This is a genomic window from Aerosakkonema funiforme FACHB-1375 (assembly GCF_014696265.1).
Lineage (GTDB): Bacteria > Cyanobacteriota > Cyanobacteriia > Cyanobacteriales > Aerosakkonemataceae > Aerosakkonema > Aerosakkonema funiforme_A.
This window is the reverse complement of record NZ_JACJPW010000163.1, coordinates 1-13,986: the sequence shown is the minus strand read 5'-3', so window position 1 is coordinate 13,986 and position 13,986 is coordinate 1. Positions and strand designations below refer to the sequence as shown.

At 40.8% G+C, this 13,986-nt stretch carries 15 protein-coding genes; 8 read left to right on the top strand and 7 right to left on the bottom strand.

Features of this window, described 5'->3' with window-relative positions; all coding sequences use genetic code 11:
• Positions 1–104: 104 nt before the first annotated feature.
• Positions 105–419, bottom strand: a complete 315-nt coding sequence (locus H6G03_RS34705) for a hypothetical protein (RefSeq protein ID WP_190475049.1) — start codon at positions 417–419, stop codon at positions 105–107.
• Positions 420–652: 233 nt separating this feature from the next.
• Here H6G03_RS34705 and H6G03_RS34700 point away from each other — a divergent pair, with 233 nt between their 5' ends.
• From H6G03_RS34700 to H6G03_RS34680, 5 genes are all read left to right on the top strand, one after another.
• Positions 653–1,741, top strand: coding sequence for a glycosyltransferase family 2 protein (locus H6G03_RS34700; protein WP_190475046.1), 1,089 nt, complete (start codon positions 653–655; stop codon positions 1,739–1,741).
• Between the two features lie 49 nt (positions 1,742–1,790).
• Positions 1,791–2,057: a hypothetical protein gene (locus tag H6G03_RS34695; protein WP_190475044.1), complete on the top strand. Its 267-nt coding sequence runs from the start codon at positions 1,791–1,793 to the stop codon at positions 2,055–2,057.
• Positions 2,050–3,090, top strand: a complete 1,041-nt coding sequence (locus tag H6G03_RS34690) for a UbiA family prenyltransferase (RefSeq protein WP_190475043.1) — start codon at positions 2,050–2,052, stop codon at positions 3,088–3,090. The genes H6G03_RS34695 and H6G03_RS34690 overlap by 8 nt, the downstream gene beginning before the upstream one ends.
• 41 nt (positions 3,091–3,131) lie before the next feature.
• Positions 3,132–3,983 (top strand): class I SAM-dependent DNA methyltransferase, encoded by an 852-nt coding sequence (locus H6G03_RS34685; RefSeq protein ID WP_190475041.1) that lies wholly within the window; start codon positions 3,132–3,134, stop codon positions 3,981–3,983.
• Positions 3,984–4,185: 202 nt separating this feature from the next.
• On the top strand, positions 4,186–5,397 hold the full coding sequence (locus tag H6G03_RS34680; protein WP_190475040.1) for a glycosyltransferase family 4 protein: 1,212 nt from the start codon (positions 4,186–4,188) through the stop codon (positions 5,395–5,397).
• Between the two features lie 26 nt (positions 5,398–5,423).
• On the opposite strand, the gene H6G03_RS34675 is transcribed toward H6G03_RS34680, so the two are convergent.
• From H6G03_RS34675 to H6G03_RS39075, 4 genes are all read right to left on the bottom strand, one after another.
• Positions 5,424–6,776, bottom strand: coding sequence for a cytochrome P450 (locus tag H6G03_RS34675; RefSeq protein WP_190475038.1), 1,353 nt, complete (start codon positions 6,774–6,776; stop codon positions 5,424–5,426).
• Between the two features lie 118 nt (positions 6,777–6,894).
• Entirely contained in the window at positions 6,895–8,175 is a 1,281-nt protein-coding gene (locus H6G03_RS34670) for an ABC transporter ATP-binding protein (protein ID WP_190475036.1), read from the bottom strand.
• 18 nt (positions 8,176–8,193) lie between these two features.
• Positions 8,194–9,462 carry an ABC transporter permease gene (locus tag H6G03_RS34665; protein ID WP_242060530.1) on the bottom strand — a complete coding sequence of 423 codons (1,269 nt, stop codon included), beginning with the start codon at positions 9,460–9,462 and terminating at the stop codon, positions 8,194–8,196.
• 201 nt (positions 9,463–9,663) lie between these two features.
• Entirely contained in the window at positions 9,664–9,795 is a 132-nt protein-coding gene (locus H6G03_RS39075; protein WP_255512310.1) for a hypothetical protein, read from the bottom strand.
• A gap of 94 nt (positions 9,796–9,889) precedes the next feature.
• Here H6G03_RS39075 and H6G03_RS34655 point away from each other — a divergent pair, with 94 nt between their 5' ends.
• Positions 9,890–10,522, top strand: coding sequence for an AAA family ATPase (locus H6G03_RS34655; protein WP_190475032.1), 633 nt, complete (start codon positions 9,890–9,892; stop codon positions 10,520–10,522).
• Entirely contained in the window at positions 10,522–11,094 is a 573-nt protein-coding gene (locus H6G03_RS34650) for a hypothetical protein (RefSeq protein WP_190475030.1), read from the top strand. Before H6G03_RS34655 ends, H6G03_RS34650 begins: the two co-directional genes overlap by 1 nt.
• A 186-nt stretch (positions 11,095–11,280) precedes the next feature.
• On the opposite strand, the gene H6G03_RS34645 is transcribed toward H6G03_RS34650, so the two are convergent.
• Positions 11,281–12,399, bottom strand: coding sequence for a site-2 protease family protein (locus H6G03_RS34645; RefSeq protein ID WP_190475029.1), 1,119 nt, complete (start codon positions 12,397–12,399; stop codon positions 11,281–11,283).
• Positions 12,400–12,725: 326 nt separating this feature from the next.
• Between H6G03_RS34645 and H6G03_RS34640 the strand changes: the two genes are divergently transcribed.
• The gene (locus tag H6G03_RS34640; protein WP_190475027.1) at positions 12,726–13,217 is read left to right on the top strand and encodes a 2TM domain-containing protein; all 492 of its coding nucleotides are present in this window, start codon (positions 12,726–12,728) and stop codon (positions 13,215–13,217) included.
• 36 nt (positions 13,218–13,253) lie between these two features.
• Here H6G03_RS34640 and H6G03_RS34635 read toward each other — a convergent pair whose 3' ends face one another.
• On the bottom strand, positions 13,254–13,571 hold the full coding sequence (locus H6G03_RS34635) for a Mo-dependent nitrogenase C-terminal domain-containing protein (RefSeq protein WP_190475025.1): 318 nt from the start codon (positions 13,569–13,571) through the stop codon (positions 13,254–13,256).
• Positions 13,572–13,986 lie beyond the last annotated feature (415 nt).

Below are 13,986 nucleotides of genomic sequence, written 5' to 3'. Positions count from 1 at the left end.
TAATTGTGCCGATGCACGATATGCCTACGGCACGCTGTGCGAAGGCACTCCTGCAAGTGCCTTAACAAAAGTTCATACAGTGTCGATTACTTTTGTCCGACTACTTAGTTGAATGCTAGAAAAGCTCCCAATCCGGACCCAATCCAACCAAACATCACCATAAAAATCAGCGTGACGATCGCTCTGCCAAGACCTGCACCGATCGCGCCTGCCTCCGGTGGCCCAGTGCGGCGATCGTCCCATGCAGTCAGCAATCCGTAAAAAACTGCGCCGGCGATCGCTAGCAGCAACCCACCAATTATCGAGCCAGCTAATATCCAAAGTAAACTCCAGACAAAGCCAACGCGACTCAACGCACTCCACAGAATAATCAGGGTGGGACTGACAAATAGAATCAGAGCGAAGATGAAGCCAATCATGTTCGGAAGTTAAGGGCTGAATTGTTTCAGAATATACTCTGGCGACCATCCCAGCACAGCAGAGGCTCTTTCAATAGACCGAAAACTACTATTTTTCAAGAGGGAAGAGCGAATAAGGAAAATATTAATTTTTCCGCTCCCCTACTCCCCTACTCCCCTACTCCCCCTCCCCCACTCTCCCAACCATAACGCCTGTATGGTATTATTCTGTTAATGTTTAAGTCCTAAGATAGATGTTTTCTAGCAATTTTTTTTATCCAGGTCAAGGATTAACAGTTAATTCGACAGAGTGCCCTACCGGAGTCGATCGCCTAGAACTGATTTCCGTCATTATTCCTACTTGGAATCGGGCGGGTTTGATAAAGGACGCAATTCACAGCGTTCAACAGCAAACCTGGTCTAATGTGGAGATTATTGTCGTAGATGATGGCTCTACTGATGAAACACCGACTATACTCGCAAATTTTCCCGGAATTCTTTATTTGCGACAAATACATCAGGGGCAGGGGGCAGCACGCAACTTAGGTCTTAGATATGCCCAAGGAACCTACTTAGCCACTCTTGATTCAGATGATGTTTGGCGGCCTAATTTTCTGGAACAATGTATTAACGCGATAAAAACCTATAATCTCGATTTGGTCTTTGCTAATTGGGAACTTTACCACTTTAATGACGATCCTATCCCCAATCCTATAGAAAAAATAATCAATTGGCAAGATTACTCTATATTAGGTAACGGCAGATGGAGGCTGATTACACCCGATCGATGCCGCAATTTGTGCTTGGAAATTTGTCCTGCACCGTCTTCTGGTGTAGTCTTTCGGCGAGCGAGTATCAGTGGAAACTGGAATACACAACTGAGAATTGCTGACGACTGGTGCTTTTTGCTAGAAACAGTTCTTTCCCAACCTTGTCGCGCCGGACTAACTAGAGAAATATTGTGGGTCAAACGTGCTGATGGCACTGGAATTCACGACGGGTGTTGTTGGTTAGATCTAATTGAAGACTTTGGTATCCATGATAATAAATTGATTTTAGATTATCTCAGTCACTTACTTACTAACCAAGAAAAACGTAAATTTATCCGGAACCGAGCGAGATGTTATGTTAGCGGAGCATGGCAATACTGGCAAAAACCAAATTGTCAGTTTCGGGCGTTGCAAATGTTATTATATTCTTTGATTCTCAGTCCTGTCGATATACCAATTTACATTTTAAAAATTGTCAAAAATAAACTTAAAAAATATGTTCAGTTTATCAAATTTTTAAAATTAAATATCCAACAGTATTTTAAGCACTCGCAGAGATCGTCTCAGGAATGAAAAATTAACGTTTGTAGCAATAATAAAGTGTAGTAATAGGTAGAATAGAGTGAATGTTATAGAGGATTCAATGGTAATTGAAAAAAACTTAACTTTTATAAGAGAAGCTGGTACGACGATTAAAATTAGCCGTTTTGTATTTATGAGTTCTTGTTATGGTGCTTGGGGTGGAAGTGAAGAACTTTGGTCATCAACTGCAAAGTATCTCAAGCAACAGGGACATGAAGTATATATTTATAAGACTAATCCTCCTTATCCCGAACGTATTTTTACAAATAAACTTTTGCAACTTTGCTCGCTTGCAAGTAATGAATAAACAAACACTAAATTATTCTCAACAGATGCTCGCTCTCGTGCGAGCGAAGGAATGGTGGTCATACAAGCTGGCTCCTGTTCTAGGAACTGCCTATGCTAGTGCTGCAATTTCAAACATATCCTTAATTTCGCTTGGGAGTACGTTTTTATTTCTCCTGATTGCTCTAGCAATCGGTGCAAGCTACGCCAGTGTAATTAACAATTTATGCGATCGAGAAGAAGATCGAATCAGTGGCAAAGCTAACTACTTTATAGGGCGCTCTAATTTATTTAGAGCTTTGGTTACGATCGCGTGTATTGTACCAGGTTCGATCGTATCGGGACTATTGATTCAAATTCCTTTAGCGTTGATCGTTTATATAGGAAACTGGCTACTCTTCACGATTTACTCTGTACCACCTATCCGTCTGAAAAACCGAAGTTTTTTGGGTGTTTTAGCAATGGCAGTAGGAGAAAGTTTGGTGCCGCAAATATTTGCTGTATTTTTAGTCGCTCATCATACTGATAAGCCACTATCAATAGCGTGGGTAACAACGATCGCTATTTGGGCATTGGCATCGGGATTTAGAAGTATTCTTTGGCATCAGATAGTTGATTTTGAAAACGATCGTCGTGCTGGTATTAATACATTTGCTGTAAATACTTCTACACAAACGTTGCAAAGACTCGGTAAATGGGTTGTCTTCCCCGCAGAATTTGGCTCTCTTACGATCATATTACTACTCTCCAATAATATCTTCACTTGGACTTTTCTAGGCTTTTATTTAGTAACGGAATGGCTGAGACACTATTTTTGGCAATTAGATATCGTCATTGTTAAGCCTACTGAGAATCACAGACTTTTTCTATTTGAATATTACGATGTATTCTATCCTCTGGGATTTTTGTGCTTGACTGGCTGGAGAAATCCTGCAAATCTAATTATTTTAGGAATACACTTATTATTTTATTATCAACGTCTATGGTTTTGGATAAAAGATTTATGGGGTTTACTTAGATGGGAGATTCCCACCAAACTACAAAAGCATATATAATAATATTAAAGAGCGCATTAATACTAAATTCCTGGAAAAATATGAAAATTGAACAAGTTTTAGAAACTTATGATGAAGCCTATGCAGAGGCTTACAATCAAAAATTTCTGACAGATATTCACTCGCAGACAAAAACAGCTTCTGAGCTTCAGATATTAACAGAACTTTTGCGCGAGAAAGGCAGTACAGTTCGTTGGTTGGATGTTGCCTGCGGTACAGGGTACTATCTCAGTTGTTTTCCAGAAGTACAGAGAGCAGGTTTGGACATTTCACAAGCAATGCTTAATATTGCCAAAATAAAAAACCCTAATATTCCATTAATTCAGGGAAATTTTAGAGATAAATCGCTGATTAATAAAGGAGAATGGGATGTCATTTCCTCAATGTGGTGGGCTTACAGCTTTGCAGAATCTATATCAGAAATTGAGCTATTGATCGAAAATATCTCTGATTGGTTGACTGATGATGGTGTTTGCTTTATGCCCATCTGCGAACCTTCTAAAAATCTTTACAGCGATCCAACAAAAGTTCCTTATGTAGCATTTGAAGATGCGCCAGCTTATGGGGGAAAAATTTTAGTCACTGGCGTGATGTGGTCTTGGATTCAGCCGAATGGTAAACGCCATGACAATATGCTGGTTCCTCAAATAGAATACATGATTGAACTATTTAAGAAGCATTTTCAGACTGTGGAGAGTATTGAATATGCCAAAGGTTTTTACTGGGGGATTCTGGCAGCTAAAAATGCAAGGCAGTTTGAGAGTATCCGAACTCAGTTAATGAAGGAATCCCAATCTATTGCCGATGGAAGCGATCGAATACCTACTGACATCCCACCTGTTGATACTGCAAACTTTTTGCAGCGCCTTATTCGCAAGTTATTCCGTAGGTAGAAACAAAAATTTTAAATTCAGTAGGAGATCGACTTGACATAAATGCTTCTATACTTTAGCTTAAGTTGCCACAAATCCCAACTATCCCTAAGTATTGACTTTGATTTTTTTTACAGCTATAGTCAAGATTGTGCAAAATATCAAATTTGCACTCAGACTGCCATCAAAAAAATCAAAAAATTCCCACATTTGCTTTAATTAAATGTTATTCGATCGTGGTAAGCAGGTTGTCTTTATCAGTTCTTGTCCCGAACCTTGGGGCGGTAGTGAAGAACTTTGGGCATCTGCGGCGCAAATTTTAGCAGAAAAAGGTCAAAAAGTAAAGGCGTACAAAACACTTGTAGTCGATCGACACTCCCGTATCCTAAAGCTACAATCTTCTGGAATACCTGTAGTAGACATCTATCGTCTGAACTTTTCCAGGCAACTTCGATACTTGAACAGGATCATACCTGGCAGATGGCAATTTTTACCGTTAGATCCGATCGATATTATCCTAGCTCATCAATTGAAACAGTTGCAGCCCGATCTAGTAGTAATTTCTCAAGGTGAAAATTTTGACGGTTTGAGATTTGCTAATATTTGTTTTCGCCAGAAATTACCATATATAATTGTTTGCCAAAAAGCAGTTGATTACTACTGGCCACACGATGAAATACGTCCAGTAATGCAGGAAGTATTTCGCAGTGCTAAACGCTGTTTCTTTGTGGCAGGACACAATTTATCTCTGACGGAAGCTCAGATAGGAGAAAAACTGAACAATGCGGAAATTGTGAGAAATCCTTTTTGCGTTAGTCGCTCCAACTTGCTACCTTGGTGTGATATTAATGATGGTTTCTACCTAGCTTGTGTGGGTCGGCTGTTTATCTATGATAAAGGACAAGACATTCTGTTAAAAGTATTAGCTCAAGAAAAATGGAAACAAAGAAAGCTTTATGTCAATTTTTTCGGACAAGGAATTCATCGGGAAGCGTTAATTGGTATGGCTAAATACTTGAATATTACTAATGTTAGTTTCCCTGGCTTTATTGAAGACATTACTGAAGTTTGGCATCATCATCACGCTTTAATATTACCCTCAAGATGTGAGGGTTTACCATTAGCTTTAGTAGAAGCAATGATGTGTGGCAGGTTGGGAATTGTTACAGATGTAGGTGGGATACCAGAAATAATTGAAGATAATGTAACTGGATTTTTAGCTGCTGGAGCTAATTTTCATGCCTTAGATGAAGCTATGGAAAGAGCTTGGAGTCAACGCTATGAATGGGAAAAAATAGGACAAAAAGCAGCACGGTCTATCCGAAGTATAATCAAATCCGATCCAAGTGAATATTTTGCTACTAGGTTAATGGAAATAATTTCGGAAATAGAAACTGGAAGTTTGCGATCGCAATCTGGACAGTTGATCCGTTAATTATGCAACGCCAAAGAAGTTACATACTATTTCAAAGGATTTGCGATCATCTGCATACCTAATGGTGCGGTTACAGTAAAACCATGACGCACAGGAGTTACAGGACGCTTGTTAACTAGAGATACTTGAAAGCGTGATAGGATTGTACCTAGAATTAATTTCATCTCATACTGGGCAAACGCAAACCCTATACAACGACGGTTTCCACCGCCAAATGGCAAGAACTCGTAAGGGGAAAATTGTCTTTCTAAGAATCGTTCTGGCTTGAACTGGTTTGGTTGTGGGTAGGTTTCTTCACGATGGTGTGCTATATAAATACTGGGCATGACGATTGTTCCCTTCGGCAGTTTGTAGCCCATAATCTCTATCGGATATTCTACCGCTCGAAAACTCCCGTCAATTCCAATAGGGTATATTCGCAGGGTTTCTTGGCAAACGGCTGTAAGATAAGGCAATTTGGAAATGACATTTGGGTCTGGATGATCGCCAACAGTTTCAAGTTCTCTGTGCAGTTTGTTACCCACCTGTGGTGTGTAAGCAACCCAATAAAACGCCCAAGTTAAAGCTGAGGCTGTGGTTTCGTGTCCCGCAACCAGTAGCGTCATTAACTCATCATTGATTTCCCGATCTGACATTCCCTGACCGTTCTGGTCAGTAGCACACATCAATAAACTAAGAATATCTTGACGATCTTTCTTCAATTTTGCACGACGTTCTTGAATTAAAGCATGAATGAGATCGTCAACTTGTTTTCGTAAGCGGACTATCCTACCCCAAGGACTCCACGCACCCAAATCTTTTTGTATAAAAGGAAGAAATATGGCGCTGGACATTAAGGGAGAATTGATTGCATCCAATAGAGAAATCAGCGTCAGTCTGAGTTTTTGAAACTCCGGTCCTTCTTCCAACCCGAACACCACTCGCAACATAACACGTAGAGTGATTTCTAGGATTGACGCACGAATAGTGAAAGGTTTTCCCATCTTCCAGTTGTTACTGACTTGCTGACTAATTTCACAGATAGTCTCACCATAGACTCGCATTCTTTCTCCATGAAACGGAGGGGTTAACAATTGGCGTTCACGCTGGTGACGATCGCCATCCAGCATAGTCAGGGAGTTATCACCGAGCAAAAATCGTAAATATTCCGATCCTCCTCCAGTCTTAAATTGCCCGGGATCGGCAGTAAAAATTTGTTGTAGTGCTTCAGGATGACCGAAATAAACATATTTTGTCCCATCACGAGTCGTTATAGTAAAGCGATCGCCATAGGTTTTAAACAAATCTTCCACATATTGCACTGGTTGAAAAATCAATTTCAGAATCCGCAGAATTTCTGGTATTTGAGGTTCTGGAGGAAGGGTGTTAATTGTTTGCATAAAACTGTAAAACTGTGTGGATCGGATTAAATCTTTATCAGTAGCACGATAATCAATATGCACGCGGCTGCATAATTTTTCCACGATTCAGCCAGCCATATTTATTTGGACAAAATCTTTACTCCCATTTCGTTGGAATATAGAACAGATATTTATAACTTCTAGCAAAATTTAATTGCAGATCATTATATCCTTTAACTTCAAAGTAAACGGGTTTATCTTGGTATCCTTTGAGGGCTAGTGTATCATAAATATCATTTTCTATTATTGAAATTTTTAATTGATATTTCCCTGGTAAAAGTGGTAGTTTATCTACAAAACAACAAAATTGATTCTGTCCTTTCTTGAGTTTATAGTATTCTTCACCATACTTTCCCATCATCATACCCATCGGGAATAATTCGTCTGTCCCTACAGAAAAAGCGATTATTACAGCATAATCATCCAGTTGTGAATTACAAGTCATTTGGAATTTGACTTTACTACCTGAAGTAATTTCTTTTCCATCTACAGCAGTTACTTCTACTTCCTCAATCTCAACTAAGCCCAATTTTTCTCCAGGTACTAAATCTTCATCTATTGGTTGGGGAGATTGATCAATTTGAATTGTTGGTGCAGATGAATTTGAGTTATTTTTTCTGGCTAACATTAATTCATTATATGTGTAAATGATTTCATCAGGTTGACCAGTATTATAAACTTGTCCCTGATTAAAAAGAATGACCCGGTGACAAAGTGACTTTATCTGATACATTTCATGGGAAACGACCAATATGGAACCACCATCTTGAATATAATCTCTCAGATAATTTTGAAACCTTTGCTGAAAGCGAATATCGCCTCCTCCTAATGCTTCATCTATGATAAAAACATCTGGTTTTAATTGAGTATAAATAGAAAATGCTAACCTTAATCGCATCCCTGTACTGTATGTACCTACAGGAGCATCAATAAAGGTTTGAATACCTGAATAGTCAATAATATCATTAATCTTATTTTTGATTAGGTTTTCACCTACTCCATACATTGATAATAGATTATATATATTTTCTCGCCCTGTTTGAAGGGAATTTAATCCAGCTTGGCTATCTATCATAATCACTCGATTGGTATACCATCTAACCTGACCTAGAGTGGGGCGTAAAATTCCCATAATTAAGTTAATTAATGTGCTTTTTCCAGCACCATTATGACCAATTAAACCCAGTACCTCACCTGCTCTCAGTTGTAAATTGACATCATAAACAGACCAAAATTCACCAGAACGGAGACGATTTTCTCCTTCGGGTTTGCGGCGAAATTCCCAAAAAATATCTGCAATTGTATAACGGAGTGATAACTTGGGATCGCGACAAAATCGTTTTGATAAATGCTTTGTTTCTAACAGTATTTTTCCCATAATTTAAGTTAGTGAAATTTAAGTTAGCGATCGCTCGATTATATAAGGTAAACATAAACGACAAAATAACCAGCTTACTAAAAGTAAGATTACAGTTAAAGGTAGTAATATGAATAACGCTAAACTATTGACTGTACCCACACCATAAGCTAAAAATCTTGTCCCTTCAAATATATAAGTGAGAGGATTAAATTGCTGTAAATAATAAAGCCAATTCCCTGGTTTTATAATCACAAATACAGGAGTTACAAGAAATATAAACCAAGGGAAAAACTGCATGACATTTTCTAAATCTTTACTTAAAGCATTCCAAGGAGCTAATAATAAACCCAATCCAGAACCGAAACAAATAATTGAGGCAATACCCAAGAAAGCGAGAGGAAATGTCAAAGCAGGATTGATATTAAAAACTAAGAGAATAGCAATCAACACTGGTAACCGCATCAAGAAACCAAAGATGGATTCTGCCAAACCAGCCATCATGATAGCTTCTAGGGGAATTTTTTGTCTGACCAATAGGTGAATGTATTGGTTAAGTGAAACGCGCTGAATATTTAAAGCTTCCAGAAACGTTTGTGCCATAATTAGCCCAAAGATACCATAAACTTGTGGTGGCACTGTACCTGCAATTAAAATGGGAATGCGATCGCCGAAGGCGGGCGTTTCGCCATCGCGCTGTCCCAATGTCAGTAAAATTGCTACCAACGCTGAAGGTACAAATGCCCAAAATAGCCCAAATGATGAATAACGATAACGTTGGGCTATATTTTGCAAAAATAGTCGTTTAGAAAATGCTGATGATGAGCGGAAATCTAGCCATGCACCTGTCAGAAATGCTCTGATTGAAAATAGCTGACTCCTACCACTATAAATTTTCACCAAACCAGATAAATCACTGCTACTTTCATCGGTCTGTGAAGGATGCCCTGTCTCGCCTGGGGGAATTTCGGTAATCCTCTGGGCCTGAGTAGCATCCTGAATCGAAGTTATTTTCCGCTTTGGTAAAAAGCGAGGGGAGAAAAAAATCAAACCCGCAGACAGTCCCATCCAAAGTATAACTTGCAACAAAGGCGATCGCACGATCGTCGAGAGTAAGGCTACCATCAAAGCGCTCAACCCCATCGCAAATGCTGTAAATGCTGTCGGCAGAAGCAATTCTAGGAAGCAAAGTCCTCCTCCCAATACTAACCACAAAATTGTGGGACTGACCCCCAGCAAGACAGGTGAGGTCGAAACTGTGTCTGTTGCCTTAGCCAAAACCCAGATTATTCTATAAGTTACTAGCATATTGATATCTTGGCGAGTATGTTGATAAAGATACGATGAAGTCTGACGGGTGACAAGTATGGCTCAAAGCTTTACAGGCATTGCAATTCATCGCACTGGCATCTGGAAAAATTAACCAAGAAATCTGCGATTGACAACGAATCCATAAGACTTGTAGCTGCTTGTACTTGAGAATAGTGTCAATAAAGCCCAAAGATGAGTTCAATTTTTGTCAAGGGCAACGTGGTACAACACATACTGAACAAGGGTTTCCGCGATACTTGTCACCCCATCAGGCGATCGCAGCAGTGCGCGAGTATTTGGCCCATCGGGCAGATTGTCAGTTGCTTTCACTGTTACTAATGATGACTAATCCCGAAACTTTGATGCTGGAAGGTTCGATAAAGCGCTATATTGCTCTGTTGTAAAGTCAGCGTCGAAATTTCCAGTGCCAAGAATAGTCGCGATCGTCAACGGTAAGGGAGGAGTAGGTAAAACTACTACCGCTGTCAATTTGGCTGCTACTTTCTCAAAGAAAAGAAAGGTTCTCCTAGTCGATGCAGATATTCAAGGTTCTGCTACTTGGTGGATTGAGCGCAATAAGGAAAAATGGAACTTTGAGTTAGCCCAAGAGACAGACCCAGAACTTTTGAGTAGTTTACGCCAGATAGAAGGGTATGATTTAGTAGTGGTGGATACGCCTCCGGCGCTGCGATCGGAAGCATTAGCGGCGGTAGTGTCGATCGCCGATTATCTCGTTTTGCCAACACCACCAGCACCTATGGATCTGGCTGTGCTGATTGACACGGTACGTCAAGCAGTTACGCCGATGGGTATTGCTCATCGCGTGCTTCTGACTAGAGTCGATTCCCGCAGTTTGGGGGAAGCGCTGGAAGCCCAAAACACCCTCATGGAGTTGGGAATCCCCGCCTGCAATGCCTTTGTCCGCTCCTACAAAGCCCACGAACGAGCGGCGCTTGAGGGAGTACCGATTACAGAATGGCGAGGGAACAATGCACGAGAAGCTGAGGCTGATTACCGCCGCGTGGCTGATGAACTACAGCGTGATTGGAGAAAATAATGGCTACTAGAAAACGTATTTCCGATTTGCTACGCCAAGAAGCGCAAAAATCGTCGGATACAGAAGATAAACCGATTATAGATACAACTGCTGAGGTAGTGGCGGAACAAGATAATCAAGTAACAGAGGAAGCCCCTACAGATACCGATAAATCTATTGCTGAAGATACAAGTCCAACCAAAGCTGAGTTGGAAGCAACTATAGCAGAGTTGCGAGCAGCCTTGGACCAAACAAAGCAACTTGAGCAAGCGCATCAACACGAAGTTTCCCTACAGCAGCAAGTTATCGATTTACAATCAGAATTGGCTGAGCAAAAAAAGCTTGTCCAAAAGCTACAAAAAGATTTAGAACAATTTGACAAGGTTAAGGCAGAACTTACGCAAGCTAAAAAAGAAGCTCTGCAATTAGCAGAAGCTAACTCTAAGTTGATTGAAGAAAACAATACTTTGAAGAAAGAAAGCGCAGCATTAACAACGCCCCGTTACAAACCTGTTGAGCGGAAAATTAGCACAATTGCTGATGTAAATAAGGAAAGGGATGATTTTGCTAACAAGACTTGGTTGTTAGATTAGGGGCTAGTAGGGCGTCGGGCTTAGGGTTCGTTACGCTGTCGCTAACGCACCGTACAAAACCTTCGTGCAAAAGATCCGATCGCCCAAACAAAACTCCCCAGATTTGCGATTTTCTCGTCATCCTGGGGAGTTTGAAATTGAGGATTTCAGATTGACTTCAATCTAAAATCTAAAATCTAAGATTGATTACGCTGGTTGTGCTTGTCTTTGCAGTAACTCGATAATGGAAGTTTTTTCCAGAAGTCCTACCAGCACACCGTTGTCTCGAATCACTGGCAGTTGAGTTATTTGTTTTTGTTCGATTAGTGTGGTAACTTCCAACAGGGATTGATTTGATTTAACAATGTTGGATTCGGCAATCGATCGCGTTAGTTCTCTGACTTTAATTTGCGGCCAAAGTTCGAGAGAAACTGTTTTGAGGTCATCAACTGCGATCGCACCTACCAACTGTCCGTCTTCATCGGTGACTAAGAACTTGCGCCAGCGATTTTGTCCGATAACGCAATCATTAGCAAACTTTCTGAGCGAAGTATCGGCTGACACAATCGGACTGTCGGGAATTACGGCATCTTCTGCTGTCAATCCTGCCAGTTTATCTTGAACTGTCGCATATTGGGCAGACTGTCCGGCGTTTTGCAGCAAGAACCAACCGACTAACAAATTCCAGAAGTTGGCGGTACTGCCGTATAATACCAGAGGCAGCAACCCAGAAGCGATCGCAATCCAACCGAAGATTTGACCGACGCGACTGGCAAAGATAATACCTTTATAAGGATTGCCAGTGACTTTCCAAACAGCAGCTTTGAGGATATTGCCACCATCCAAAGGTAAGCCAGGAATTAAGTTAAATAGCGCTAACGCTAAGTTAATTGAGGCTAGCAATCCTAAAATAGCTGCCACTGGCCCGGAAATATGGGTGCCTACACCGATGGCTGTGAAGATACCGAATAGGAGTAAGCTCACAATAGGACCTGCGATCGCAATCCAAAATGCTTCAGCTGGTGTCTTGGACTCTTTCTCCAATTGCGCTAAACCACCAAACAGAAACAAATTGATCGATTTAACTTCAATTCCCTGACTAATGGCGACAAAACTATGTCCTAATTCATGCGCCAAGACAGAGGCAAATAACAGCAAACCTGTCACCAATCCCAGTATCCAAGGTAATGGCCCGAACAATCCTGGAAACGCCGCAGCTAATCCATTTCCGTATGTCCAAGTTACCAAACCCAGGATTAAGAACCAAGATGGATGGACGTTAAAGGGAATACCAAACAGGTTGCCAACGCGAAAAGTGCCGTTCATGACGACTCCTCTGATTTCAGCTTTGAGAGTTTGATTTTGCTCTCTTGTTTCGAGTGTAACGAAACGTAAAGCGATTTTTCATAATTCAACTATCGCGTTAGCCGTCCGTTCAGGTTCGGTTTAGCGAACTGTAGGGTGGGAAACGCCCACCAATTAATAGAGACAGGGCAGAATAGAATCAGCTTTCGTAGGTTGGGTTGAGGTAATGAAACCCAACATTGAACTAGGTTTTGTTGGGTTTCGCGCCTGCTCGACCCAACCTACAATTCTGGGCATAATAGAATTAGTACGGCCAAGCATTACAAAAGTCGATCGCAATCCAGATTATGTCAGTCTCCGACAGCAAAATCACTCGTTCCTACAACCAAGAAGAAATCCAGCAAATTCTCCATCTAGCGATTTCTCGTCAAAATTATGAAGGTGAATTCACCCGCGAACAGTTATTGGAAATTGCGGCTGAGTTAGAAATTCCGCCTGAAAATCTGGCGCTGGCAGAACAGGAGTGGCTGGCCCAGCAGGGAGAAATAGAAAAGCGGCAGGCTTTCAATACCTACCGCCGTGGGAGATTGCAGAAAAGTTTTGGCAAATTTGCGATCGTCAATACATTTTTGGTGCTGCTGAACCTAGTTAGTGCCGGCCAGCTTACTTGGTCGCTTTATATTTTATTATTCTGGGGATTAGGGCTCGGTCTTAATGCTTGGAATACCTTTTTGTTGCAGGGTGAAGAGTACGAAAGAGCATTCCAGCAGTGGTATCGCAATCATCAGTTACGGACATCGGTTAATAGCTTTTTCAATAAGTTGCTGAAGGCTTGGTAGATCGAGAAGGGAAATAGCGCTAATTTAGCAGCTAATTTAGCAGCAGTATGGGGTGATATCTTCTCCACAAACATCGGCCAGGAAAGTTAAAGCGCGGAAACGCAAGCTCATCAACTGGTCGTAGAGAGGATTCAGTTTGCACATGGGCGGGATGTGGAAAAGCGTATGTCCGAATACCTGCACGTCTCTTTCAAAGGGACATTGGGAAGGGATGAGTTTGCATAATGCTTTGGCTACTTTGGAGTCGCGCACTTCAATTGATTCTAGCCACTGCCGTACTGGATGAAGAATGGTTTCGATCGCGCTTTGAGATTTCAGGTTTGTTTGAGAAGAAGTGCTGCTGATAAAAGACATAATTCACCTTGCACGAGACTTCTAGGTGGAAGAATTTCTTTGATATCTTTATCATCACTTCCGCTTGAGGTTTTTTCGGTGATGCAAATTAGAATTGTTTGTGATAAATTTAAAGGCTACTGGTGATGTGGCTCCTATAGGGTTTGCGATCCATATCATCTTTATCTGTGATTTGGATCGCTTCCACTCAAATTGCGATCGAAATAAATACATATTGTTATCTTCGATACTGTTTATATAGTAGCTTGATTAAAATAGAAGACATAAGGTCTAACACGGCCTCAGTCCTGTCATCATTAAAGATGCCCTAAGTAGTCGGACAAAAGTAATCGACACTGTATGAACTTTTGTTAAGGCACTTGCAGGAGTGCGATCGCTACCCACGGATAGTACAAATGTATTGTAAAAATTGACA

Excerpts from the sequence above, each read along its gene's own strand:
- H6G03_RS34665 (WP_242060530.1), bottom strand. The coding sequence starts at position 9,462 with ATGCTAGTAACTTATAGAATAATCTGGGTTTTGGCTAAGGCAACAGAC.
- H6G03_RS34640 (WP_190475027.1), top strand. The coding sequence starts at position 12,726 with ATGTCAGTCTCCGACAGCAAAATCACTCGTTCCTACAACCAAGAAGAA.
- H6G03_RS34635 (WP_190475025.1), bottom strand. The coding sequence starts at position 13,571 with ATGTCTTTTATCAGCAGCACTTCTTCTCAAACAAACCTGAAATCTCAA.
- H6G03_RS34700 (WP_190475046.1), top strand. The coding sequence starts at position 653 with ATGTTTTCTAGCAATTTTTTTTATCCAGGTCAAGGATTAACAGTTAAT.
- H6G03_RS34685 (WP_190475041.1), top strand. The coding sequence starts at position 3,132 with ATGAAAATTGAACAAGTTTTAGAAACTTATGATGAAGCCTATGCAGAG.
- H6G03_RS34670 (WP_190475036.1), bottom strand. The coding sequence starts at position 8,175 with ATGGGAAAAATACTGTTAGAAACAAAGCATTTATCAAAACGATTTTGT.
- H6G03_RS34645 (WP_190475029.1), bottom strand. The coding sequence starts at position 12,399 with ATGAACGGCACTTTTCGCGTTGGCAACCTGTTTGGTATTCCCTTTAAC.
- H6G03_RS34675 (WP_190475038.1), bottom strand. The coding sequence starts at position 6,776 with ATGCAAACAATTAACACCCTTCCTCCAGAACCTCAAATACCAGAAATT.
- H6G03_RS34650 (WP_190475030.1), top strand. The coding sequence starts at position 10,522 with ATGGCTACTAGAAAACGTATTTCCGATTTGCTACGCCAAGAAGCGCAA.
- H6G03_RS34680 (WP_190475040.1), top strand. The coding sequence starts at position 4,186 with ATGTTATTCGATCGTGGTAAGCAGGTTGTCTTTATCAGTTCTTGTCCC.
- H6G03_RS34690 (WP_190475043.1), top strand. The coding sequence starts at position 2,050 with ATGAATAAACAAACACTAAATTATTCTCAACAGATGCTCGCTCTCGTG.
- H6G03_RS34705 (WP_190475049.1), bottom strand. The coding sequence starts at position 419 with ATGATTGGCTTCATCTTCGCTCTGATTCTATTTGTCAGTCCCACCCTG.